Origin of the sequence: Streptomyces sp. NPDC088732, from assembly GCF_044751205.1 — a bacterium.
Lineage (GTDB): Bacteria > Actinomycetota > Actinomycetes > Streptomycetales > Streptomycetaceae > Actinacidiphila.
Genome location: NZ_JBIVLI010000001.1, coordinates 364,268 through 388,381 on the forward strand (window position 1 = coordinate 364,268; position 24,114 = coordinate 388,381).

Consider the following 24,114-nt stretch of genomic DNA (forward strand, 5'->3'; position numbering starts at 1 on the left):
CCGAGCACGACCGTTGAGGAGAACGCAGGTGACATGGGACGACCCCGCACAGGCGCTGCGATTCGTCCGGGAGGTCCGCCAGGCCGTCGAGGACTGGCCGGACATCCCCGACGACGCTTTGGACGACTTCACCGACGCCGGACAGCACACGAACGAGTTGGAGGCCGTGGCCACCACCCCGGTGACGATCGGTGTGGTCGGTGAGTTCACCGCCGGCAAGTCCAGTGTGGTCGGCGCGATCCTGGGCAAGCCCGACCTCCTGCCGGTCGCGCGCCGCGCCGCCACGGCGCAGGTCACCGCGCTGCGGCTGCGCCCCGGCCCGGACGGCGTCCCCACGGCGCTGGGCCCCGACGCCACCGTGGAACTGCTCGGCCCGGCCGAACTCGCCGCCTGCCTGACGTACATGGCCGAGAAGCTGGCGGACGACCTCAAGCGGTCCAAGCCCGCCGTCGACCGCCGTCCCCTGCAGGAGTTCCTCGCGGCCCTCGCCGGCTCCGGGACTCCCACGGCCGCGCACCCGTCCGACCTGCCCGCCTGGCGGGATCCGCGCACCTGGCAGCGGTTCGACGCGTGGGCCCGCGGCGCGCTGTGGGCCGGTCCGGAGGACAACGAGCAGATACGCGGCCGCGTCAGGGAACTGCACGCGCTGAGCGACGCCGTGCTGAGCACCGAGCCGTCGCTGTTCGGCACCACCCACACCCTGCCGGCCCAGGAGGCGCTGAAACTGGCCGACATGGGACGCCCCGAGACACCCGGGGCCCCCTATCCCGGCCGCTCCCCCGCACGGGAACGGCTGGACGCCGCGGTGCTGGCCCGCCTTCTGCGGCCGGACCCCGAGGGCCGGCAGGAGGCCGACCGGCGCAGGCTCGTCCCGCCCCTCATCCGCAGGATCAACCTCGACGTCGCCGTCCGCCCCGGCACCTGGGCGCCCGTCGAGTCCGGCGACGGCGGGGCGGTGCTGCTGGACTTCCCCGGCCTGGGTGCGGCCGGCCGGCGGGACGACTACCTGTGCCAGTCGCAGCTGAAGAACGTCGAGACCATCCTGGTGGTGGCACGCGGCGACCTCATGGGCTCCGACCTGGCCGCGAGCTTCTACGGGATGATGGAGACCCAGCGGCCCGACCAGGCGGCGCTGCGCGACTCCATCCTCGTCGCCTTCAACAAGTGGGACTGCGCGGACGTCCCAAAGCTGCCCGACGGCGTCGCCGCGACGGGTGAGACCGTCACCGAGCACTCCGACGACCTGTACTCCCTGCGCACCGACGCGGCCAAGCTGCTGTTCCAGCGGCGCGACCGGATGCAGCCGTTCTCCGTGTTCACCGCGCTGACCACCGAGGGCACCGGACTCGACTGCACCCTGCGGGACCTGGCCTCGCCCAGCGAGGAGGAGATCGCCGCCCTCGGCAGGAAGCGCCTGGCGTGGGGGCGGCTCGCCGGACGCATCGCCGCCGCCGATCCCGGCCACCACTGGGTGGACCAGCTGGGCGAGTACGCCCGTGACGGTGGTCTGCTGGCGCTGCGCGGGCTGCTGGCGCGCCACATCGAGGAGCACGGGGCCCGGCTCAAGCGGCAGACCATCAAGGAGCAGTTCCTGCGCACCCACCGGGCCTGGCGCACCGTGGACGTGCGGGCCGGCGCCCGGGGCGTGGCCGCCGGCAGCCCGGAACACGCCCGGATCATCCAGCGGTTCGAGCAGTTGCGCACCGCGGCGGAGCGGCTGATGACCGGCCTGCACGAGCTGCGCAACCCGGCCAAGGCCCGCCGGGACGGCGGCGCTTCGGTGCTGGCCCGGCTGGAGGAGCGCGCGGTCGCCCAGGTCTTCACCTGGCCGCTGTGGGGCGAGCTGTACGCGACCCTCCAGGACGGCGTGGTCGCCAAGGCCCCCAGGACGGACCCGGAGGACGTCCCGGAATGGGTCTACGCCCTGCCGGAGGAGGAGCGGCACGAATTCCTGGACAACCTCAGGGGCCGCACCCGGGAGCGCCAGGCGGACACCACGGCCGCCTTCCACGAGCAGTACGAGAAGACCGTGCGCTCGCTGTACGACGACGCGTTCGAGCAGCTGACCCTGTGGGCGGCGGCGTGGGCCGCGGAACAGGACGAGGCGTTCGGCGAGTCGGTCGCGTGGCTCGCCGAGGAGGAGACCGCCGTACGGCTGGAGAGCCTGTTCGCCGAGCTGCCGGACCGGGCCACGACCCCGTCGTTCCGGGTGACCCAGCTGAAGGTGCTGGCCCGTACCTCGGCGCTCGCCTCGGCCGCCGAACGCGGCGCACGGAAGCGGGCCGAGGCGCGGACCGAGGCACCCGTCGGCGGTTTCCCGCAGCTCCAGGACCACGTCCTGCCGTGGAGCCACGAGTACCGGGACGATCCCTCCCCCGAGCGGCGGAACGCGGAGAGCAGCCAGTACGCCGTCGCCCTGTTCCGCGACCGGCTGGTCGCGTCGGTGTACGAGCAGACGGCCGCGGCGTTCGCGGACATGCTCGCCGCGGCCCTGGCCCAGATGATCGGCATGGTCCAGGAGAACGCGAAGGCCGTGCCCGACTCGCTCCAGGTGGCACAGATGATCAGCGCGGCCGCCCGGGGCGGCGGCGCGAAGGACGAGGAGCAGGAACACGGCGCCCGGCAGTCGCTCCGTGCCGTCCTGCGCCGCTGGGAGGCCGAGAAGTGAGCATCCTGCAGATCACGTTCGAACCGGTGCCCGGGCTCAACGGCATCGACCAGGCGTTCACCAGCGTCGAACAGGAGGGCCGCTACCCCCTGCCCGCGGTGGCGCTGGACTCGGCCAACGCCATGCTGGGGTACCCGCAGGACCTGACGGTGGTGCAGACGGGCGGCGGGCCCGTGCCGTTGCGCCAGTGGCTGGAGAACAACTGGGTCTGCGGAGTCCTCACGGGCAAGCACCCGGTCTACGGCCGCCAGGTGGTGATCCCGGCCTTCAGCATCCCCGCGGAGGTGGTGCGGCCGGCCGGCACGCCCCCGGGCGACGTACGGGTCACCGTGAGCTGGAAGTTGGCCTTCCGCGACGAGAAGAGCGCTCCCGGCGAGGACTTCGCCTCCGTGGAGCTGACCTTCAGCACCGAGGACGGGCCGCCCGCCGCGGCACCCCTGCTGGACGGCATTCCGCGGCACGTGGGGGACCGTCCGGTCTTCGTCCACTTCGCCTCGGTGGATTTCGGCAACACCAGTTCGACCGCGACCCTCTACAACGGCGAGGAGAACACGACCTGGCGGATCGACCCCGACCAGGGCCGCGCCCTCGCGGTCGAACTCGCCGCCACGCTGCGCCGGGACGCCCGCCCGGCCGCCGTGACCACAGCCGGGCACAGGACACCGCCCGACTGGCCGAAGTCGGCGGACGAGATCGCGGCGGTGGTCCTGTCCGACCGGCCGCAGGACGAACGCACCTGCGCCCATCTGGTCGAACTGCTCACCGTCGGCGGCGAGGGCCCCGACCGCCGGCTGATCGAGCGCACGGCGCAGGAACTGGAGCGGCTGGCCCGCACGGCGGACCACGGCGACTGGCTGGTGCCGCGCCTGTTCCGGGCCTACAACCGGGCCTTCCGCGTGCCGCCCCTGAAGCGGCTCGGCCTGGAGCGGATCAACTTCGGGGAGACCACGGACACCTACGAGGTGCCCAGCGCGCTGAACGTCAGGAACGGCGCCCTGCACCTGTCCGACCAGCACTCCGGGTCGCTGCGCGGACTCAAGCGGATGCTGCGGCGCCCGGTGCAGGTCCCGGTGCCGCGGCTCGGCGACGGAGTGGCCCACCACTCCGACGACCTGATCGCCCTGGCCTTCGTCCGGCTGATCGAGGCCGCCGAGACCAGGACCCGGCACCCGCAGACCCAGGAGGCCCGGCACCTCACCGAGATCGTCGTCACCTATCCGACGACGACGGCGCCGGACGTGCAGCGGCGGCTGGAGAACCTGCTGCAGTCGAAGGCCGGCCTGAGCCAGGTCTACGTCGGCTACGACGAAGGGGTGGCCGCCGGACTGTTCTTCGTGCTGCGGGACTTCTCCGGCAACACCGGTTCCGGCGTGGAGGCCCTGCGCGCCGCGGCCCGTCCGGTGCCCGGGGCGGCGTGGCCGACCTGGCAGCAGACCATGCTGGTCGTCGACATCGGCGGCGGCACCACCGACATCGCCCTGCTCGGCCTCACCCTCACCGACTACAGCGGTGAGCTGACCGAGGAGGAGGCCAGGACGCGCGGGCGCCGCTACGAGCTGCGCCCGGAGGTGCTGGGCTCCACCGGCCACCCCGACCTCGGCGGCGACTACCTCACGCTGAGGGTGTACTACCTGCTCAAGGCCACGCTCATCGACCGCCTGGTGCGGCAGGCGTACGAGGCCCAGGAGGCGGGCGGCGCCCAGGGGTCGGAGACCTACCGGCAGCTGCTGGACCTGATCCCCGAGTCGCTGCTGACCGGCTCCGCGGGCGCGCCGAGCCTGGCCACGGCCGTGCTCTCCCACCTCTCCGGCTCCGAACTGCCCAAGAAACTCGCCCCGGAGACCGTCAGGTCCGCGCTGGCCAATGTGCTGCCGACCGGGTGGGAGCGGGGCGACACCCGGGAGAACCCGGTCTTCCACGCGCTGTGGTCGGCGGCTGAGGACGCCAAGATCCACCTGGGCAAGGAGGGCGCCGACTCGTGGCGCGCGCTGCGCCCCGACGTCATCAAGTGGCTCTCCGGGCTGACCGGCGACGGCTCGGGCCCCGATGTCCTGGACCTGGTCGAGCAGATCGAGGACCCGGAGGTGCTGACCCTGGGCAAGGCGCAGTTCGACCGGCTCGCCGGCCCCGTCTTCCGGGAGGCCGCCACCATCGCGGTGGAGCTCGTCCAGAGCCGTTTCGCGCTCGACGACTCCCTCACGCTGGACCGCATCATCCTCTCCGGGCGCAGCACCTCCATGCCGGTCGCCCGGGAGTCCGTCGCCGACGAGATCGCGCCGCGCAGTCTCCCCAACGACAAGCCGCTGTTCCGCAATCCGGCCGCCATCGAGGTGGAGGCGCCCTTCGCCAAGCAGGCCACCTCGATCGGCGCGGCCTGGGCGCACGCCCGCAGCCGTGCCGCCAGGCACCAGTGGGCCGAGGGCACCGGCGGCGCGCCGCGGACGAGTTCGGTGGACATCGTGGTGGGCGACATCTGCCCCACCCTGCCGTGCGACTTCAGCCTCGTGGACGCCAACAACGACCTGGAGAAGGTCTTCACCGTCGGCACCCCGTACCAGTCGCTCGCGGGCGAACGGCTCGCCGTGCGCTCGGACTGGCGCGCCCCGAGCCGGGTGCTCGACCTGCACCGGCCGCTCAACGGGCGGGTCAGCATGAGCTGGGGCTCCTTCTCGGTGCTGCGCACCGCGCTGGCCGAGGACGTCCAGCTGGACGAGGACCTGTGGTGGGGCCGGCTGTCGGAGGGCGTCAAGCCCGGCATCCGCATGCAACTGGAGATCGACGAACGCCTCGAACCCGGCATCCACTTCTGCCACGGCCGCCGGGCGCACCTCGTGGTCGGCCCGGCGGACGGCCGGGGCACCGGTCTCGTCGGCACGCGGCACGCGGCCTTCGGCGTCGACGGCCATCTCACCGCGCTGCTCGGCACCGTCCGGCTGCACGGGGTCAACCGGCAGGGCGAGCGGACCGAGTCCGTCGAGCTCGTCCGGCCCTGGCAGGACGACGGCGCGCCACTCGCGGAGCGGCTGCCCGAGACCTTCCACACCGACCACGACCCGGCCGCCTCCGCCGAGGCACTGCCGGGGCTGCTGGTCCCGTTCGCGCCCCTCGCCGGTTCCGGCGAGTACGTGATCGAGGTGGTGGACGGGGACGGGCGGGCGCACACGCTCGGCAACGTGCCCGTCCCGGCGGGCCGCCGGTCCGGCACGGAGCACTTCCTCAGCCTCGACAGCCGCGGGAGGCTGCGGGTCCACGGCGGCCGGCCCCCGTACCTGACGTTCAAGACCATCCGCGCGATGCAGGAGCACCCCGGGGCGGTCTACACCGCGCCGATGCGCCAGGACCTGGAAAGCCTCTACCCCGACTGGAACCCCTTCAGTGGCGAGCACTGAACCGCTGTCGCGAGCGGACGCCGGACGGGCGGCCGAGCCAAGGAAGGCGGTCCGCATGCCGGACGACACCGCAGAAGCCGTACGCCGGGCGGCCGAGGGCCTTGCCGGCGCCCTGACCGCGCTGGAGCACGAGGAGGACGAGAAGAACGCGCTGGCGTGGCTGCACAGCGCCACCACGAGCCTGCACGCGCTCTGCGGGGGAACGGACCCGGCGGAGCACGCCCGCCGCATCGCCCTGATGACGCTCGTCCGGCACCTCGACGAACTGCAGCTGGCGGTCCTGGCGTTCCAGCACCGCAGGGCGACCCGGCCCGAGGAACCACCGCCTTCGCCGCCAGCGGCGAAGGCCCCGGCGGCGGCGACACCCGAGGACCCGGCACCGCGGCGGACACCGGCACGGACCGCCTCGCGCGCCGCGGCGGCCTCCCCGCCGGACGGCCGCGAGGCCGAGCTGCGGAGGCTGACCGAGACCTGGTGGCCCGAGAGCCCGGCGGGGAAGGGGCGTCCCGCCCGGTTCCACCCCGAACTCCCGGGCCTCCAGACCAAGGTGGCGAAGGAACGCCTCCGGAACCCCGGCACGCCGGAGGCGCTGGCACGGGGACTGCGCCTGGACGCGCTCCGCGTCAACCCCCACGACGCCGCCTCGCCGCTGTTGGACCTGGAGAAGCTGCTCGGCGTCCGCTCCCCCGGGGACGCGCTGCTGCCCGGCTGGGACGACGTGCTGGAGGCCGTCGGCATCCCCCGCACCGGGCAGGCGGCGGGCGACGGCCTGCCGTCGCTGTGGCGCGAACTGGTCGGCCTGCTGGCGCCCTCCGTCGACCCGCAGGACGCGTCGCCGCCCCACACGGAGAACCCTGAGGAGACCGGGGCGCTGTGCCGGCTGGTCGCCGGCGCGGCGCAGCTCGTCGCCGTCGTCGACGAGAGCACGCGCTCGGGATGCGGCGGCCTGGCGCTCATCGACCAGCCGGCGGGGGACCAAGGGGTCCGGCAACTCGACCGGGCGCGGGTCGCCAATTGGAAGACCCATCTGCACCGGTGCCTGCGCACGCTGCGCCGGCAGTCGTCCAGCCGCGCCGCGGGCCCCGACCGGGAGGCCCATGTCGCGACCCTGGTCCAGCTCGACGAGATCCTCGCGCAGATCGTGCCGGACCCCGTCCCGCCCCGCGACAGCTGGTGGGAGAAGCGGCGGCGCGAGGCCGTCGAGCAGGTGGCGACCCTGCTGAAGGGCGAGGGCGCCGAGCAGCGCGGCGGCTTCGCCAACTACCAGACCAAGGAGAACCTGGACAGCCTCGTCCAGGACTCGATCACGGTGTACGGGCGGGGCGACACCGCGGAGGTCCTGTGGTGGGTCCGGCTGCCGTATGTGATCACCCGTCAGGGCGAAGCCGTGCTGCGGCCGGGACGGGTGATCTGGACCCCGCGCGGGCACGGCTGACATGCCCGCACCGGCGCCCCGGCACCTGCCGGAACCCCCGCCGCCGTCCTGGGCCGCCGATGTGGCCCGGGTCCTCGGCGCCACCCCGACCGGGGAGCGGGCCGGCCTCAGACCGGCGCTCGCCGGGGACGTCGGGCGCGACCCGGCCTCCGCGGACGCGGTGGGCCACCGGATCGCCCTGGTGCGCGCGGCACCACTGCCCGCCGGGTTCCGCGCGGTGCTCGACGGCGCTCTCGACGCGGCGACCGCGGGCGGCCCGGCAGGACCCGGACCGCTCGTGCGCCACGAACTGCTGGACGCCGCGGTCGGACCCGCGGCCCCGGACGGGGAGGACCGCGCGGCCGAGCGCGTCGTGCGGCAGGCGCACGCCGTGCTGGTGGCGGTGGAGTACGGGGAACTGGAGCCGGCCGCGCGCGGTGCGGCGTCCGGCACGCGGCTCGGGGCCCGGCTCCGGGCCCTGCGCCACATCCTCCCCACGGCGGTGGCCGCCGTGGGCGCGGACCGTACGGCGGTGCTGGTCCTGGGCGCGGACGCGCTCGGGGTGGGCGCGCGGCCGCGCCTGCGCGAGTGGTCGGCCGCGGCGGCCCGCCGCGTGCTCGGCGAGGCGGCGGCGTCCCTCACCGTGGTGCCCGTGCTGCCCGGGCACGCCGCGGCCGCCGGGACCGGGCGGGAGCGGACCGCCGCGGGCCTGACCGACCTCGCCGACCGGGTCCTCGGCCCGTGGACAGCGTCGGCCGGCGGGACCGTGGCCAGGCTGTCCACGCTCCGCTACGCCGCCGCCCTGCGCTCCGCGCGGCAGGGGTTCGCCCGCGCGGCGGGCCCGGGCCGGGCCGCCTCCCCGCCGGACCCCGTGCGCCTGCTCGACCCTTCCTACGCGGCGGAGTTGCGCGCCCGCTTCCTCGCCGCGTCCTGCGCCCCGCTCACCGCCCTCGCGCTCCGCGCACTCCAGGAGGAACCACGGTGGAAACCCTCGTCTACGTCGTCCTGAGCCTCTCCCTGGCCGGCAACGCGCTGCTGCTGTGGACGGTGCGACGCCGCCGTCCCCGCGTGGGCCCCGCGGAGGTGGCCGAGCGGATCGTCCGCGTCGAGGTCCCCGGCCCCGAACGCGTCGTCCAGGTCCCGGGCCCGGAACGCATGGTCAAGGTCGAGATACCGGGCCCCGAGCGGATCGTCCGCGTCGAGGTCCCCGGCCCCGAACGGGTCGTACGGATCGGCCCCGCCCCGGAGTTCGGCCCGGGCCCCTTCCCGCCCGCCGTGCCCGGCGGCCTCGCGCTGGGCCGGGACGCCGTCCACGACACCGTCGTCGACGGCGCCGACCTCGGGTCGCTCCACGTACGGGGCGGCTCGCTGCGGGGCGGGCGCCACCGCGCCGACCAGAGGTTCCGGCGCGACGCCTTCCTGACCCGCACCCTCCCTGAGTTCCCCCGTCCCACGCTGCTGTCGGCGGTCGCCGCGGGCAACCCGCTGGGCCTGTGGTCACGGACCGCGGCCGAGCTGCTGTGCGAGTCGCTCGGCACCCAACTCGACGCCTTCGCCAAGCCGCTGGACACCGCCCTGTCGGACGACGCGTCGCCGGAGACGGTGACCGACCTGCTGCGCACGGCCCTCCGCGGCACGGCGAACAGCCTCGAACGGCTCGGCCACCGCCACCAGGCCGACACCGGGGACGTGTCGGCGGACGTCCTGGCGGTGCTCTCCCCGCTCGGCGAGACCCCCGTCCGCCGCCACCTCGTCCTCGGCACCGGCACCGGCGTGGCGTTCCTGCTGCGCGACGGCGCCTGGCACCCGGTGCTGGAGCTCTCCGAGGCCACCGCGTGGGCACCCGGCCGCGCCCTGCCCGCGGGGTGCGAACTGCGCCACCAGTCCGTGCACACCCGCCCGGGCGACGTGCTGGTCCTGTGCACCGGCGCCACCGCGGAGCTGATCCGCCGCCCCGACGTCGCCAAACACCTCGCCGACGCCTGGACCGCCGGCTCCCCCGACCTCCTGGGGTTCCTCCAGCAGTCCGCCTTCCGCACGGCCGGCGCCGACACCGACCGCACACTGGTGTGCCTGTGGGAGGCCGCCTGACGGTGGATGGCCCCCCGACGGCCACCGGCTCTCGACCTGCGTCCGAACGGCCGTGAACTCCCCCGCCCGCCACGCCTCACCGGCCGCGACCGCCGGACCGCAGCGGACAGCGAACGGGCGAACGGGTGCAGGCCGCCCAGACCCTGCCGGACGCCGGTGTGCCCGAAGGAAGCCCTTGGCGGGCCTGAACTCCCTCACCCGCACGGCAAAAGCGGCCCCCGCCACGCCTCATCGGCCGTGCGCGCCGGACCGTAGCGGACGGCGAACACGTGCAGGCCGCCCCCGTAGCTTGCCGGTCGCCGGTGCGCCCGCGAGGAAGCCTCGGCAACCCAGCGGCGGCGCGTCGACGGCCGCGCAGACGCAACGTCGGCTCGCCCGCGTCATCCCTCGACAGCGGCCCGCCAACAGCCGGGAACTCCCCCCACCAGACCGAGGAACGCGGCCCACGGCTCCACGGCCGCCGTGACGGCCGGAGCACAGCGGACGGTTGACAGGTGGAGGTCGTCCGGGCCCCGTGGAGGGCCCGCGCCGACATGCACCGGACGCCGGTGTGCCTGCGGGGAACGTCATGACGGCCCGGGACCGACCCGCCGTCGGCACGGCGACAGCCGTGGACTCCCCCACCCGCAGGGCGAACGGCTCCACGGCCGGACCGGAGCGGACGGCAAACACGTGCAGGCCGCCCGGGCCCTGTCGGCAGCGCCGCCTCAGCGGCCCCGCAGGCGCAGCGTCGGCTCGCCCGCGTGGTCGCCCGACGGCGGACCCACGACGGCCGTGAACTCCTCCGCCCGCACGACGAGATCGGCCCCGGCCGGCTCGAAGGACGGCTCGAACGGCTCCGCCGCCGTGGCGGCCGGACCGTAGCGGACGGCGAACAGGTGGAGGCCGTCCGGGCCCCGCGGGACGGCGGGGGCCTCGATGGCGGTGGTCGCGGTGATGTGGCGCCAGCCCTCGTCCGGGTTGCCGAAGCCGCGGGGGTCGGCGGCGAGGCGGAAGGCGGCCTGCTCCTGGGTGAGGCCGATCGTGGTGGGGCTGTTGAAGTACGCGGTGCCGTCGGCCCCGGGGAAGTCCGGTGTCGTGAGGCGGAGTCCGGCCGCGCCGGCGACGGCCATGCCGCCGATGACGAGCGCGCCGTCGGTGGTGTGCCGCAGGCCCTTCGCCGCGAAGTCCACGCCCGCGGCGTGCCGGAGTTTGGCGAGGCGGTCGCCGTGCGCGGTGGCGTACGGGAGGCCGGCCAGCAGGTAGGGCTCGCCGGGGCGGCGGTCGACGGCGACGACGAGCCACAGGCGCACGCCGTCGGTGACGTACAGGGACCGGGTGTGGACCAGGTCCCCGTCCCTGGTGACCACGGGCTTGGTGACCAGTTTCGCCGTGAGGCCGGGCGCGGCGGCCGCGTCCCGTACGCGGACCCGGCCGAACGGCCGGGTGAGCAGGAAGCCGTCCTCGGCGGGGCCGATGCCGTGCTGGCGGCTCACGGCGGCGGGCAGCAGCACCGTGCGCCCCGCCTCGACGACGGCGGGCGTCAGGCGGTCGTCGAAGGAGACGCTGACGCCCTCGCGGCGCAACTGGTGCCGCACGGCGCCCTCGCGCGGGGCGCGGTGCCAGCCCGGCGGGTCCTGCGTCTGCCAGACCAGCATGAAGGCGAAGTGCCCGTCGAGCGCGCCGTCGGGGCCGGCGGCGTGCCGTGCCCAGCGGGTGTCGCCGAGGTAGCGGCCGAGGTCGGCGCGCACGCGGCGGCTGAAGTACCGCAGCCCCAGGACGGCTTCGAAGCCGCAGTGCTGCTCGCTGTAGCGGGGGCCGCCGACGTCGTAGCCGCCGGAGGAGAGGCGGGCGTCGATGTAGCGGGCGATCTCGTCGCCGTCCGTGGCGAAGACCTCCTCGCCACTGACGCGGTGGGCCTGCGCGAGGAAGGACAGCGAGATCGGGCCGTAGTTGTTGTCGTACGCGCCGCCGTGCTCCGCGGGCAGCAGCGCGCCCCGGTCGGGGAGGCGGCGGGCGCGCACCTCGCGTTCGTACAGCTGCATGGCGGTGGCGCGTACGGCCGCACCGGCCGCCGCGGGCAGGTGGCGGGCGAGCATAAGGCCGCCGACGACGCAGCCGATGGCCTGGTTGGTCGCGTCCTGGGGATTGAAGAAGGTGATCTCGGTGAGCCGGCGCCAGTAGCCGCGGGCCAGTTCGGTGAGGGCGGCGCGGTGGGCGGCGTCGAGCAGCCCGTCGGCGGCGTCCAGGATGTTGACGGCCTGGAGCAGCGCCCACACGGTGCTGGGCCAGTCCCCGAGCGGGTGCTCGCCGTCGCCGAGGGAGTAACGGGCGTACGGCACAGCGGAGTCACGGACCCGCAGGTTGGGGTAGCCCGGGTTGTCGTGCACGTAGACGCGTTCGCGCAGGTGGAACGCGAGGCTTCGCCGGACCGGTTCGGCAAGGTGCTCCAGGGCGCCGCCGGAGCGCCGGAAGGCGAGCGCCAGCAGCGAGGTGACGCCCAGTGAGGTGTCTCCGACGTCGAGCACGCAGCCGGGGCGCTCCAGGTTGCCGTCCTCGGTGATGCGCGCCAGCGCCTCCTCGGCGACGCGCGCGAGCACGGTGTCGTAGGCATCCGGCGCGTCCGGGAGGTCGTGGAGGGCGCCGCGCTGGTAGGTGAGGTACACCGGGTCGGTCTCGGGTGCTGCTGCCACGGTGGTCCCGGCCCTTCGTTCCGTTGGTGACGGCCCCGAGGACAGCGTAGGGCCGGACCGGTCGCGGGAGGGGAGTGTCAGCCGTCCGCGTCCGGCATGGCGTCCAGGGCCCGTCCCAGGCGGTCCAGCCATTGCGCGGCGGTGCCGCCGACCCGGGGGTGGGCGGCGCGGAAGGCGTCCCAGTCGACGGAGTGCGGCGCGACCCGTGCGAGACGCGGTTGCGCGGCGGGGTGGCCGGGCTCCCGGCGCATCACCTGGTGCAGCAGGCGCGGGGAGAGGGCGATGCCGGGCCCTTCGGCGAGGAGGACCGCGTCGTAGAGGTCCTTGCCCTGCGCGCGGCCTTCTGCCGCGGCATCGGCCTGGAGCCACAGCAGCTTCCAGGCGAGGGAGAGTTCGCGGCTCGCGGTGCGCACCACCGCCGGGGGGCCGCCGTCGCCGCGCGGCACGGCGGTCAGCACCGGCGCCTCCGGCATCCGTTCGTCGCGGGCGAAGTCGAGGCGCACCTCGCCCGGGGGCAGTCCGTCGGCGTGCCAGGGGACGACCAGGCGCACGCCGGGAGTGTCGTACTCCGTGTACGTCCAGTTGCCGTCGTGGCCGGCGCCGTTCGCGTCGAGCCGCACGCCGGGGGCGGCTTCGGGGTGCCTCCGCACCAGTTCCAGCAGTTCGCCGGGCGGGCCGTCGGAGGGGTCGGGTTCCGGATCGGTGATCCAGCGCAGCCCTTCGGGCGGGACGCGGGCCCGCAGTCCGCCGGTGCCGAACTCCTCGTCCGCCCATATCTCGGGGCCAGCCGCGCCGTCGGCCGCCTCGGGCCACTGCTGGACGGTCGCCAACTCGTCGACGTACGGGTGGGGGTGGAGCGGATCGACCGGCACGGCCAGGGAGGGCGGCACGATCCAGTCGAGGTCGGCCGGCTCGCGGGCGGCGGCGCCGACCCAGGCGGGCATGACCATGCTGCCGCGCAGCACGAGCAGGTCGCCGAGCGGGGACCGGGCGACCAGGCCGAGCAGATGGTCGAGCACGGCCCGGTGCGCGGCGGCCGCGGGGTCGCGTTCCTCGCGGGCGTTCACCGGCCGGGCTCCCCGCCGGTGCGGCGTGCCGCCTCCGCCGCGGCTACCACGTGGGCCGGACCGGGCCGTTCGGGGCGACGCGGTGCAGGTCCTCGGCCAGGGCGCGCAGGCGGTCGCGGCCGAGGACGCCGGTCCAGGGGCGGACGGCGTCGGCGGCGGCGGCCTCGGCGGCGCGGGTGCAGTCGTGGCCCCGGCCGGTGAGGACGACGAGCCGCGCACGGGCGTCGTCGGGGTGCGGGCGGCGTTCGGCGTAGCCCTTGGCGACGAGTTCGTCGACGAGCTGACCGGCGGCCTGGCGGGTCACGCCGAGATGCGCGGCGAGTTCGGTGACGGTGGCACCGCCCGCGGCCATGCGGGCGAAGGCGAAGCCGTGGGCGGGGCGCAGGTCGGTGTAGCCGCGGGCGACGACGCCGTCGTGGATGGCGGCGGTAAGCGCGCCCGCCGCCGCGAGCAGGTTGACGCCCAGGGCCGTGGCCAGGGCCTCCTCGTCGTTCATGGGATCACCTTGACACAGTGCGCAAGCAGCTTGAACATATGAGCAAGTCACTTGCGCAAGCTGCTTGCCCATATCGACAGGAGTCCACCATGCCCGTCGTCCGTGCCTCCGACGCCCATGTGCACGATCTGCACGGCGTCCGCTTCGTCTCGTACGCCGCGACCGCCACCGGCAGCCGGGAGATCTGCGCCTGGCGCGGCGAGGTGCCGCCGCGCACCGCCGGACCCGCGCACGTCATCAGCCGGGAGGAGGTCTTCCTGGTGCTCGGCGGCACACCTCGGCTCTCCCTGGACGGGGACCGCCACGACCTCTCCCCCGGCGACGTGGCCATCGCGCCCGCCGGATGCTCCCTGGTCCTGGAGAACCCGGCGGACGAGCCCGCCGTGCTCTGGGTGACCACGAGCACCGGGCTGGAGGCGTCCCTTGCCGACGGCTCGCGCCTCAGCCCGCCGTGGGCACGCTGAGGCGGCCGGGCCTCACTGCAGGTGCGCGGTGTCGTTCCACAGGGTGATCGCGGGGTCGCCGTACTCCCAGCCGAGGACGGAGAGCGACGCGGGCGCCAGGCTCAGCACCATGCCCCGCATCGGGTCCAGACGCAGCCAGCGGGCGGCGAGGGTGCGCAGGAAGTGGCCGTGCGCGAAGACCACGGCGTCGCTGTCCTCGGACTTGGCCCAGGCCACGACCTCGTCGGCGCGGTTGGCGACCTGCCAGGAGGTCTCACCGCCCACGACGCCGTCCCGCCAGATCACCCAGCCCGGCCGCTCCTCGCGGATCTCCGGCGAGGTGCGGCCCTCGTACTCCCCGTAGTCCCACTCGCGCAGCGCGTCCCAGGACTCCGCGCGGTCGCCGAACCCGGCCAGCTCGCAGGTCTCGCGGGCGCGCTGGAGCGGGCTGGTGCGGACCCGGGCGCCCGGGAAGTCGTGCCAGGGGGCGCGGGCGAGGCGCTTGCCGAGCAGCCGCGCCGCCTCCCGCCCCTCCTCGGTCAGCGGGATGTCGGTACGGCCGGTGTGCTGGCCGCTCTTGGACCACTCGGTCTGTCCGTGCCGCACGAGCACGAGGCGCGAGGCCATCAGGAAGCCACCTCCTTGTGGACGGCTTCGATGTTGTTGCCGTCCGGATCGCTGACGAAAGCGCAGTACGCGCGGTACTCGGGCCAGTGACGCGGGGCGTGCCGCGAGGTGCCGCCGGCGGAGACCGCGGCGGCGTGGAAGGCCTCGACGGCCGCCCGGTCGGACGCGGCGAAGGCGATGTGGGCGCCTCGGGTGGGCTGCCCGTCCGCCCGTTCGAGGGAGAGCGACGGGGTGTCGCGGTCCGGGTGCCAGTACTCGACGACCCCGTCCGCCTCGTGGCCGACGGACACGCCGAGGGCCGCCAACGCGGCCGTGTAGAAGGCGCGACTGGCCTCGTGGTCGGCGGCGAAGACGCCGATGTGGTGCAGGAACCGTTCCGCCGAGCCCTCTGAGGTCACGGGGACAGTGTCCCTCCCGACCGGGCGGTCGCACAAAACGGCGCCCGGCCGGCCGGGGGGACCGCGACCGCCGCGGACGGGGCACGTACGCTGCCGCTCGCCGGGCACTGCCCGGCGGGACCGCGACGCCGCCGAGGAACGAGGAGCCGGATGACCCCCGCGACACAGCCCCTGGACGTGCGATGGATCCACGGGTCCCCGTCCGCGAAGCACAACACCGACCCCGACATCCAGGTGTTCGCGTACTCCGAGGACACCGTCGTGCTGCGGCAGAACAAGGCGGTCCACTACGAAGCGCCCTTCCTCTTCCTGCTCTTCGGCGAGGAGCGGGCGGTGCTGATCGACACCGGGGCCACCGAGTCCGCCGCGTTCTTCCCGCTGCGCCGGGTCGTGGACGAGCTGGTCGACGCCTGGCGGGAGCGGCATCCGCGGGACGGGTACGGGCTGCTGGTGCTGCACACGCACGCGCACGGCGACCACGTCGCGGGCGACGGGCAGTTCGCGGACCGCCCGGACACCGTCGTCGTCCCGGCCGGGCGCGAGGGCGCGTGGCCGTTCTTCGGCTTCGACGCGGACCCGGACGCGGTGGCCCGCATCGACCTCGGCGGCCGCGTCCTGGAGTGCCTGGCGACGCCCGGCCACCACGAGGCCTCGGTCACCTACTACGACCCCCGCACCGGCTTCCTGCTCACCGGCGACACGGTCTACCCGGGCCGCCTGTACATCGCCGACTGGGCCGCCTTCGTCCGCACCGTCGACCGGCTCATCGCCTTCGCCGCGGAGCGCCCGGTCAGCCATGTGCTGGGCTGCCACATCGAGATGAGCCGCGACCCAGGTGTGGACTACCCGATCCGCACCACCTACCAGCCGGACGAACCGCCGCTGGAGATGACGGTCGGCCAGCTCCACGAGATCCGGCGGGCGATCGACGAGATCGGCGAGCGCCGGGGCAACCACCCCTACCCCGGCTTCGTGATCTGCCGGCAGGACTGAGCCGTGCACGCCGCGGCCGTGCCCTGACCGTCACGGCGGTGGCGCAGCTCGCCAGGGGCCCCGCCGGAGGCGGCGATTCTTCGCGTGGAGGCTCCACCGCCAGTTGCGGGCGGGCGACCGGGAGCGGGCGCTCAGCCGACCGGCAGTCGATCGACCGTCAGAACCTCGTCCCTGGCCGAGGCCGGGATCGAGGACCCGGTCGTCTTCAAGGAGGACCGCTGCATCTCCAGCCGCCTCCACCCGCTCCCGCGGCCGGGTCCTGCCGGCCCTGGCCCCGCCGTCGCGAAGACACTCGGCTATCGCGACACGACCGCCACCCGGCTGGTCACCTATGCCGGCGGAACCTGAAGCCGATCGCTCCTGGCGACCACGATCGGTGACCGCCGGAGGACGAACACTCAGGCAACCGACGCTCTGAAAGGATCGGTGGGGACGATTCCCGCCTCGTCGAAGAGCTTCTCCAACGCCTCGTGCCCGTGACGCCCGCGGAACTCTATCTCAGCTGTCGTTACGGGCAGGCTCCACAGGATGCGCGCGTGGCCCCCGGGAACGGGACAGTGTTCAAGGTCGGGTCCGTGGAGATAGGGAAGGCTGATCAGCAGGTGATCGCAGGTTGAACCCGGCACCCACGGTTCACCGATCGGCAGGCTGTGCTCCAGGTCGAGCTGATGCCCTCCGCAGTGGTAGTAGGCGATCATCGCCATGACCTCGATGAACCGCTGGTCGCGGACGTGGGCCGTCATGACGAACTCAAGGCCGTGACCGTCCTTCTCCATCACGGCCCAGCACCCGGCGGTCACATAGGCCCAGCTGTCGCTGCGGGGACCGGGCCCCACAACGAGTACCCGCAAATCAGGCAACACCTCTCGCCGTTCCGGCCCGAGGTCGCAATCGACGACATCCACGGAGTGGCCCTCGAAGAACGCCCGGACATGTGCCTCAACGGCCTCCGCGGCCGACACCCTCGTCTCGCTCACCGCGCGATCATCCCACCGCGATTGACCGCCTCGGACGGCTCACTCGGCGTCATGGAGCTGCCGACGTCAGCGACGCACATACGAGACTTCGACATGCGAGCCCACCAGTCCCGAGGCCGGGAACGCGCCGCGTCAGGGGGCCTCGTCCCCGCGCGCCGGCGCGGAACTGCGCACCAGGACGCCGCGTACGGGCACCGTGCCCGCCGCAGTGTCCGCCGCGGGCGCGGCCGCCTCCGCCTGGCGTCCCCAGCGCTTGGCGATCACCGCGCAGACCATGAGCTGCATCTGGTGGAAGAGCATCAGCGGGAGCACCGCGAGGCCGGCCTGCGCGCCGAACAGCACGGTCGCCATGGGCAGTCCGGCGGCGAGGCTCTTCTTCGACCCGGCGAAGACGATGGTGATCCGGTCCGCCCGGCCGAAGCCGAGGCGCCGCGCCCCGTACGAGGTCAGCGCGAGCATCGCGGCCAGCAGCAGGGCCTCCGACAGCAGCAGCCCGAGCAGGCGCAGGGGCGTCACCAGGTGCCAGATGCCGCCGACCACACCCTCGCTGAAGGCGGCGTAGACGACCAGCAGGATGGAGCCGCGGTCGACCAGGCCGAGCACCTTCTTGTGCCGCAGGACGAAGCCGCCGATCCAGCGGCGCAGCACCTGTCCCGCGGCGAAGGGCACGAGCAGCTGGACCACGATCCCGAGGACCGAGTCCATCGAGAAGCCCGCCCCGCTGCCGCCCAGCAGCACCGCCGCGAGCAGCGGGGTGAGCACGAGACCGGCGAGGCTGGAGAAGGAGCCCGCGCAGATGGCGGCGGCGACGTTGCCGCGCGCGAGGGACGTGAAGGCGATCGAGGACTGGATGGTGGAGGGCACCAGGCACAGGAAGAGCAGTCCGGTCCACAGCTGCGGCGTCAGCAGGTACGGCACCAGGACGTGGGCCGCCAGGCCGAGGACGGGGAAGAGGACGAACGTGCAGGCCAGTACGGTCGTGTGGAGCCGCCAGTGGCGCAGCCCGTCCATCGCCTCGCGGGTGGACAGCCGCACCCCGTACAGGAAGAAGAGCAGCGCCACGGCCGCGGTGGAGGCCCCTCCCGCCACATGGGCGCCCGCGCCCCGGGCGGGCAGCAGGGCCGCGAGCAGTACGGTGCCGAGCAGCGCCGCGATGTAGGGGTCCAGGGGGAGCCAGGACGGGTAACGCAGGCGGCGCATGGACTTCCTCATCGGTGCACGGACGTGGCCTCGCCAGTTTGCCCGCCGCGCGGTCGATCGTAAATGGCATTGACCGCACTGACTGTCATCACGTTTCGCGATGGACATCGCTAGTCTGGGGGCATGTTCGACCCGGTGCAGCTGCGGACCTTCGTCACGGTCGCGGGGACGCTGAGCTTCACGCAGGCCGCCCGGCGGCTCGGCCTGCGCCAGTCGACCGTGAGCCAGCACGTGCGGAAGCTGGAGGAGGAGGCGGGACGGCAGTTCTTCGCACGCGACACGCACAGCGTGGAGCTGACCGAGGACGGCGAGGCCATGCTCGGCTTCGCGCGCACGATCCTGGAGGCCAACGAGCGGGCGGCGGGCTGGTTCGCGGGCACCCGGTTGCGCGGGCGGCTGCGGCTGGGCGCGTCGGAGGACTTCGTGCTGACCCGGCTCCCGGAGATCCTGGAGGCGTTCCGGCGCGAGCATCCCGAGGTCGACCTGGAGCTGACGGTCGAGCTGTCGGCCACCTTGCACCGGCGGCTGGCCGCCGGACGGCTGGACCTGATGCTCGGCAAGCGCGCGGCCGGCGACACGCACGGTGAACTGGTGTGGCGGGACCGGCTGGTGTGGGTGGCCGCGGAGCGGTTCCGGCTCGACGCGCGGCGGCCGGTCCCGCTGATCCTCTACCCCGCCCCGGCGATCACCCGGGCCCGGGCGCTGGAGGTCATGGAACGGCACGCCCGGTCGTGGCGGATCGCGTGCACCAGCGGCTCGCTGAGCGGGCTGGTCGCCGCGGCCCGCGCGGGTCTCGGGGTGATGGCACACGCCGAGGGACTCCTCCCGCCCGGTCTGGTGCGGGTGCCGTCCCGCGCGGGGCTGCCGGACCTCGGCGGGGTGGACTTCGTCCTGCTGCACGGATCGCGGCGGCCCGCGGCCAGGGAGGCGGCGGACGCGCTGGCGGCGGCGATCCTCGACGGATCCCTCAGCGGGTCCCTCAGTGGATCCCTTCCGTCGTGATCTGCTTCACCAGGCGCAGGTAGGGCACGGTCTCCACATGCCGGACGCCCTCCAGCGCGCCGACCTGCTCGCTCAGATAGCGGTACATCTCCGCGGTGTCCCGGCAGATGACGATGGCGACGATGTTGGACGAGCCGGTGGTCGCCGCGACGAAAGCGGTCTGCCGGTGGGCGGCCAGCGCCGTGCCGACCGAGTGGAGCTCCGCCGGGGCCGCGGTGATCCAGAACACCGCCCGGGTGCCGTGGCCGATCCACGCCGTGTCCAGCTGCACGTCGGTGTAGAGCACGCCCGAGCCGCGCAACTGCTCCAGCCGGCGCTTGACGGCGGACTCCGACAGCCCGGTGGCCCGGTGCAGTTCGGGGTAGGTGGCGCGCCCGTCCCGCGCCAGGGCGGCGAACAGGGCCTCGTCGGCGGCGTCGAGGACGACGGTGCCGGGTTCCGGCAGGTCCGGCGGGGGCAGCCGCAGGGCATCGGCCTCCTGGGCGGTGAGCGCCTCCCGTTTGGCGAACCACCCCAGCGCGCCGCCGTAGAAGGTGTGCAGGATGCTGTGGGCGCCGATCTCCACGATGCTCGGGGTGCGCGGCAGCCGGCCCAGCAGCAGCGCGTCGTGCTCGTCGTGGCTGCGCGAGCGGGTGACGCACATGACCTCCGTGCCGCCCGCCATCAGCGAGATCCACGCCGTGTCCGCGCGCCGGGCCAGCGCCTTGGCGAGCGACTCGGCCGCCTCCGGCGTGCTGCGCAGCCGCAGCGCCCAGCGGGTCCTGCCGAGCAGTTCCTGCTCGGGCAGGGCCAGCACGCGCATCCCGAAGTCGGCGTGCAGGCGACGGTAGCGGCGCGCCACGGTCTGGTCGGAGACGCCCAGCACGTCCGCGAGGCGGCTGAAGGGGGCCCGTCCGTCGAGTTGCAAGGCGTGCACCAGGCGCAGGTCGAGCTCGTCGAGCATGTGGGAATCCCCCATCTTTTCTCTCCTCATGTCGGAATCCGGCGCATCACGGCTCGTGGCTGGAGGAACCGGGCCGTCCTTGGCGATGGTACGGAAGAGGGTCCCCGTCGAGGGACCGCGGGGGACGTCAAGGAAAAGGGAAAATCCATGCGCAAGTGGGGACCGCTGGTCGCGGTCTGTCTCGGCACCTTCATGCTGCTGATCGACGTGACGATCGTGATCGTCGCGCTCCCGGACATCGCGGACGCGCTGAACGCCTCGCTGTCCGACCTCCAATGGATGATCGACATATACGCGCTGGCGCTGGCCGCCCTGCTGCTCGGCGCCGGTTCGGCGGCGGACGTCATCGGGCGCCGCCGGATGTACGTGGTGGGGACGGCGCTGTTCGCCGCCGCGTCGCTCGCCTGCGGCCTGGCACCCGGGGCGGGCTGGCTCGTGGCCATGCGCGCCGTGCAGGGTGTGGGCGCGACGGCGATGTTCGCCACCACGATCTCGCTGATCGGCGCGGCCTACCAGGGACGCGACCGCTCGGTGGCGCTCGGCGTGTGGGGCGCGGTCAGCGGCGCGGCGGCGGCGCTCGGCCCGGTGCTGGGCGGCCTGCTGACGCAGGGACTGGACTGGCGGTGGATCTTCTTTGTCAACCTGCCGGTGAGCGTCGTCACCATCGCGCTCACGCTGCGCGTGGTGGGCGAGTCGAAGGGCGGCCACGGCGGCGCGCGGATCGACTGGCCGGGCACCGCGTCCTTCACCGCTTTCGCCGGGCTCACCACCTTCGCGGTGATCCGCGCGGACGAGGCCGGTTGGGCCTCGGCGCGCACGGCGACGACGTTCGCCTGCGCGGCGGCGGCCCTGGTGGTCTTCGTGCTCGTGGAACGGCGGTCCGCGCACCCGATGCTGGACCTCGCGCTCTTCCGGGACCGCTCGTTCACCGCCGTCATGGTCGGCGCGTTCGCCCTCGCCGGTACGGCGTTCGGCGTCCTGGCGTACACCTCGCTGTGGCTGCAGACCCTGCTGGGGCTGAGCCCGGTGCGCGGCGGCCTGGTCCTGATCCCGCTGGCGCTGGCGGCGTTCGTGGCCTCGGCGGTGGGCGGCCGGCTCCTGCACGGGGCGCCGTACCGGCTGGTGATCGGCGGCGGCCTGGTGCTGATCGGCGCCGGGGCGCTGGCGCAGGCGGTGCTGGACGCGGGCTCCGGCTGGGCCTCGCTGACCGTGGGCCTGGTGGTGGCCGGCCTCGGCGTGGGCCTGGTCAACCCGGCGATCGCGGGCGCGGCACTGGCCTCCGTACCGCCGCGGCGCGCGGGCATGGCGGGCGGCGCGGTCAACACCTTCCGCCAGCTCGGCTACGCGCTGGCGGTCGCCGTCTTCGGCACGCTGCTCACCGGGCGGATGGAGGACTCGCTGCGCGACTCCGGCGTCCCCGCCCCGCACGCCACCGCGCGGGTGCTCGCGGGCGGCGGCGCACGGGAACTGCTGGCCCGGGTGCCCGAGGCGCAGCGGCCGGCGGCCGACCACGCGCTGCACGCCGCCTTCGCCGCGGGGCTCGACGCGGCCGCCGTGACCGCCGGCATCGCGGGGCTGGTCGCGGGCGCGGTCGTGCTTGTCCTCGTACGGTCGAAGCCGCAGGCGGCAGCACCGGAACGACCCGTTCCGGAGCCGGTGGGCGCTGTAGAGCGAGGGTGATACCCGCGCGGGGATTTGGTGCAGATCCGGACGGCGCCCGATCCGTCCGGACGCTCCCTCCCGGCCCCATGTTCCTTGCGGTAACAGGGAATCCGCTCGTCACCGGCGTGTGAGGGCCTCTCCGCAGACCCTCACACACGGTTTTCGCACCCCTCCCGCCCCGCCGCGCCATCGGGTAGCTTCTGCAACCGCCCGAGCGGCCGAGGAGCGACGTTGCGCGAGTTCACCATTCCCCCACTGGTGACGGCACCCCAGGTCGGCGGTCTGGCGGACTCCGTGTTCGCCGCCGCCGCGGAGGAGCCGGACCGTGTCGTGCTCGGCCGCCGGACCGGTCCCGAGGGCGCCGAGTGGGAGGACGTCACCGCCGCCCGCTTCCGGGACGAGGTCCTCGCCGTGGCCAAGGGCCTGCTGGCGCACGGCATCCGCTTCGGCGACCGGGTCGGCCTGATGTCCCGCACCCGCTACGAGTGGACCGTGCTGGACTACGCGCTGTGGACGATCGGCGCCCAGCCGGTGCCGATCTACCCGACGTCCTCCTCCGAGCAGGTGCGCTGGATGCTGCAGGACTCGGGCGCGGTGGCCTGCGTCGTGGAGCACGAGGACCATGCGATGACCATCGGCGCGGTCGTCGACGAACTCCCCCGGCTGGCCCGGCTGTGGCAGCTGGACTCCGACGCGCTCACCGAACTGGCCCGGGACGGCGCCGACGTCGACGACGACCTGGTCCACCGGCACCGCATGGCCGTCACCCCGGACGGCCCGGCCACCGTCATCTACACCTCGGGCACCACCGGCCGCCCCAAGGGCTGCGTGATCACCCACGCCAACTTCATGGCCGAGGCCGACAACGTCATCGCCAAGTACGAGCCGGTCTTCCACTCCCGGCCCGGCGACGAGGCCTCGACCCTGCTCTTCCTCCCGCTCGCCCACGTCTTCGGCCGCATGGTGGAGGTCGCGGCGGTGCGTGCCCGGGTGCGGCTGGGCCACCAGCCGAACCTGGCCGCCGCCGAACTGCTGCCGGCGATGGCCTCCTTCAAGCCGACCTTCGTGCTCGCGGTCCCGTACGTCTTCGAGAAGGTCTTCCAGGGCGCGCGCCGCAAAGCCGAGGCAAACGGCAAACTGGGGCCGTTCGAGAAGGCCGTCGAGATCGCCGTACGGCACGCGGAGGCCACCGAGGCGCGCGCCTTCGGCACCGGCCCCGGCCCCAGCGCCGGACTGCGGATGCAGCACCAGCTGTACGAGAAGCTCGTCTACGGCAAGGTGCGCGCGGCCCTCGGCGGCAAGGTCCGGCACGCCTTCTCCGGCGGGTCGGCGATGGACCGGCGGCTCGGGCTGTTCTTCGACGGCGCCGGCGTGCGGATCTTCGAGGGGTACGGACTGACCGAGACGACGGCCGCCGCCGTGGCCAACCCCCCGGAGCAGACACGTTTCGGCACGGTCGGGCTGCCCATCCCCGGCACCTCCGTGCACATCGCCGACGACGGCGAGGTGTGGGTGCACGGAGGCCAGGTGTTCACCGAGTACCTCAACAACCCCAAGGCCACCGCGGAGGTCCTGCACGACGGCTGGCTGGCCACCGGCGACCTCGGCGCGCTGGACGAGGACGGCTATCTGACCATCACCGGGCGGAAGAAGGAGATCCTGGTCACCAGCGGCGGCAAGTCCGTCTCCCCGGTGGTGCTGGAGGACCGGGTGCGGTCCCATCCGCTGGTGTCGCAGTGCGTCGTGGTCGGCAACGACCGTCCGTTCATCGCCGCGCTCCTCACCCTCGACCCCGAGGGCGTCGGGCACTGGCTGACGATGCGGGGCAAGCCGCAGCTGCCGATCGCCCGGCTGATCCACGACGCCGACCTGGAGACCGAGATCCGCCGGGCGGTGGTCGCCGCGAACACCCTCGTCTCGCAGGCGGAGTCGATCCGTACCTTCCGCATCCTGGCCGGCCAGTTCTCCGAGGAGGAGGGGCTGCTCACGCCGTCGCTGAAGCTGAAGCGGAAGGCGATAGAGAAGACGTACACGCGGGAGATCGAGGCCCTGTACCGGCACTGACCGGGGAC

18 protein-coding genes are annotated in these 24,114 nt (G+C 74.1%); 10 read left to right on the forward strand and 8 right to left on the reverse strand.

The window, feature by feature from the left end; all coding sequences use genetic code 11:
- Window positions 1–28: 28 nt before the first annotated feature.
- Genes ACIP9H_RS01545 through ACIP9H_RS01565 form a run of 5 tightly spaced genes read left to right on the forward strand, consistent with a single transcriptional unit; the run spans window position 29 to window position 9,562 of the window.
- Window positions 29–2,668: a dynamin family protein gene (locus ACIP9H_RS01545; RefSeq protein ID WP_401956786.1), complete on the forward strand. Its 2,640-nt coding sequence runs from the start codon at window positions 29–31 to the stop codon at window positions 2,666–2,668.
- Complete coding sequence (locus ACIP9H_RS01550; RefSeq protein ID WP_401956788.1) at window positions 2,665–6,057, forward strand: hypothetical protein; 3,393 nt, start codon at window positions 2,665–2,667, stop codon at window positions 6,055–6,057. The genes ACIP9H_RS01545 and ACIP9H_RS01550 overlap by 4 nt, the downstream gene beginning before the upstream one ends.
- Before the next feature lie 55 nt (window positions 6,058–6,112).
- Window positions 6,113–7,492, forward strand: coding sequence for a hypothetical protein (locus ACIP9H_RS01555; RefSeq protein WP_401584835.1), 1,380 nt, complete (start codon window positions 6,113–6,115; stop codon window positions 7,490–7,492).
- Window position 7,493: 1 nt separating this feature from the next.
- Window positions 7,494–8,480: a hypothetical protein gene (locus ACIP9H_RS01560; protein ID WP_401584832.1), complete on the forward strand. Its 987-nt coding sequence runs from the start codon at window positions 7,494–7,496 to the stop codon at window positions 8,478–8,480.
- On the forward strand, window positions 8,453–9,562 hold the full coding sequence (locus ACIP9H_RS01565; protein WP_401584829.1) for a protein phosphatase 2C domain-containing protein: 1,110 nt from the start codon (window positions 8,453–8,455) through the stop codon (window positions 9,560–9,562). The genes ACIP9H_RS01560 and ACIP9H_RS01565 overlap by 28 nt, the downstream gene beginning before the upstream one ends.
- A 707-nt stretch (window positions 9,563–10,269) precedes the next feature.
- On the opposite strand, the gene ACIP9H_RS01570 is transcribed toward ACIP9H_RS01565, so the two are convergent.
- The 3 genes from ACIP9H_RS01570 to ACIP9H_RS01580 form a co-directional block, all read right to left on the reverse strand.
- Window positions 10,270–12,207, reverse strand: a complete 1,938-nt coding sequence (locus tag ACIP9H_RS01570; protein ID WP_401957128.1) for a hypothetical protein — start codon at window positions 12,205–12,207, stop codon at window positions 10,270–10,272.
- Between the two features lie 104 nt (window positions 12,208–12,311).
- Window positions 12,312–13,301: a nucleotidyl transferase AbiEii/AbiGii toxin family protein gene (locus ACIP9H_RS01575; protein WP_401584826.1), complete on the reverse strand. Its 990-nt coding sequence runs from the start codon at window positions 13,299–13,301 to the stop codon at window positions 12,312–12,314.
- Window positions 13,302–13,344: 43 nt separating this feature from the next.
- Window positions 13,345–13,797, reverse strand: a complete 453-nt coding sequence (locus ACIP9H_RS01580) for a MarR family winged helix-turn-helix transcriptional regulator (RefSeq protein WP_401584824.1) — start codon at window positions 13,795–13,797, stop codon at window positions 13,345–13,347.
- Window positions 13,798–13,886: 89 nt separating this feature from the next.
- Between ACIP9H_RS01580 and ACIP9H_RS01585 the strand changes: the two genes are divergently transcribed.
- Window positions 13,887–14,261 carry a cupin domain-containing protein gene (locus ACIP9H_RS01585; RefSeq protein WP_401584821.1) on the forward strand — a complete coding sequence of 125 codons (375 nt, stop codon included), beginning with the start codon at window positions 13,887–13,889 and terminating at the stop codon, window positions 14,259–14,261.
- A 12-nt stretch (window positions 14,262–14,273) separates the two neighbouring features.
- On the opposite strand, the gene ACIP9H_RS01590 is transcribed toward ACIP9H_RS01585, so the two are convergent.
- Both ACIP9H_RS01590 and ACIP9H_RS01595 read right to left on the reverse strand, forming a co-directional pair.
- Window positions 14,274–14,867 carry a histidine phosphatase family protein gene (locus ACIP9H_RS01590; protein WP_401584818.1) on the reverse strand — a complete coding sequence of 198 codons (594 nt, stop codon included), beginning with the start codon at window positions 14,865–14,867 and terminating at the stop codon, window positions 14,274–14,276.
- Window positions 14,867–15,265 (reverse strand): VOC family protein, encoded by a 399-nt coding sequence (locus ACIP9H_RS01595; protein WP_401584815.1) that lies wholly within the window; start codon window positions 15,263–15,265, stop codon window positions 14,867–14,869. Before ACIP9H_RS01595 ends, ACIP9H_RS01590 begins: the two co-directional genes overlap by 1 nt.
- 150 nt (window positions 15,266–15,415) lie before the next feature.
- Between ACIP9H_RS01595 and ACIP9H_RS01600 the strand changes: the two genes are divergently transcribed.
- Window positions 15,416–16,258 carry an MBL fold metallo-hydrolase gene (locus ACIP9H_RS01600; protein WP_401584813.1) on the forward strand — a complete coding sequence of 281 codons (843 nt, stop codon included), beginning with the start codon at window positions 15,416–15,418 and terminating at the stop codon, window positions 16,256–16,258.
- A 398-nt stretch (window positions 16,259–16,656) separates the two neighbouring features.
- Here the strand turns inward: ACIP9H_RS01600 and ACIP9H_RS01605 are convergent, their stop codons facing one another.
- Together ACIP9H_RS01605 and ACIP9H_RS01610 are read right to left on the reverse strand one after the other, a co-directional pair.
- A complete protein-coding gene (locus tag ACIP9H_RS01605; RefSeq protein ID WP_401584810.1) occupies window positions 16,657–17,235 on the reverse strand; it encodes a suppressor of fused domain protein in 579 nt (192 codons plus the stop codon).
- Window positions 17,236–17,367: 132 nt separating this feature from the next.
- On the reverse strand, window positions 17,368–18,435 hold the full coding sequence (locus ACIP9H_RS01610) for a bile acid:sodium symporter family protein (protein WP_401584807.1): 1,068 nt from the start codon (window positions 18,433–18,435) through the stop codon (window positions 17,368–17,370).
- A 123-nt stretch (window positions 18,436–18,558) separates the two neighbouring features.
- Between ACIP9H_RS01610 and ACIP9H_RS01615 the strand changes: the two genes are divergently transcribed.
- Window positions 18,559–19,437, forward strand: a complete 879-nt coding sequence (locus ACIP9H_RS01615) for a LysR substrate-binding domain-containing protein (RefSeq protein ID WP_401584805.1) — start codon at window positions 18,559–18,561, stop codon at window positions 19,435–19,437.
- On the opposite strand, the gene ACIP9H_RS01620 is transcribed toward ACIP9H_RS01615, so the two are convergent.
- Window positions 19,415–20,395, reverse strand: coding sequence for an Lrp/AsnC family transcriptional regulator (locus ACIP9H_RS01620; protein ID WP_401584803.1), 981 nt, complete (start codon window positions 20,393–20,395; stop codon window positions 19,415–19,417). The two genes, ACIP9H_RS01615 and ACIP9H_RS01620, sit on opposite strands and share 23 nt — an antisense overlap.
- Before the next feature lie 132 nt (window positions 20,396–20,527).
- Here ACIP9H_RS01620 and ACIP9H_RS01625 point away from each other — a divergent pair, with 132 nt between their 5' ends.
- Complete coding sequence (locus ACIP9H_RS01625; protein ID WP_401584801.1) at window positions 20,528–22,060, forward strand: MFS transporter; 1,533 nt, start codon at window positions 20,528–20,530, stop codon at window positions 22,058–22,060.
- A 213-nt stretch (window positions 22,061–22,273) separates the two neighbouring features.
- Entirely contained in the window at window positions 22,274–24,106 is a 1,833-nt protein-coding gene (locus ACIP9H_RS01630) for an AMP-dependent synthetase/ligase (RefSeq protein ID WP_401584798.1), read from the forward strand.
- Window positions 24,107–24,114: the final 8 nt, after the last annotated feature.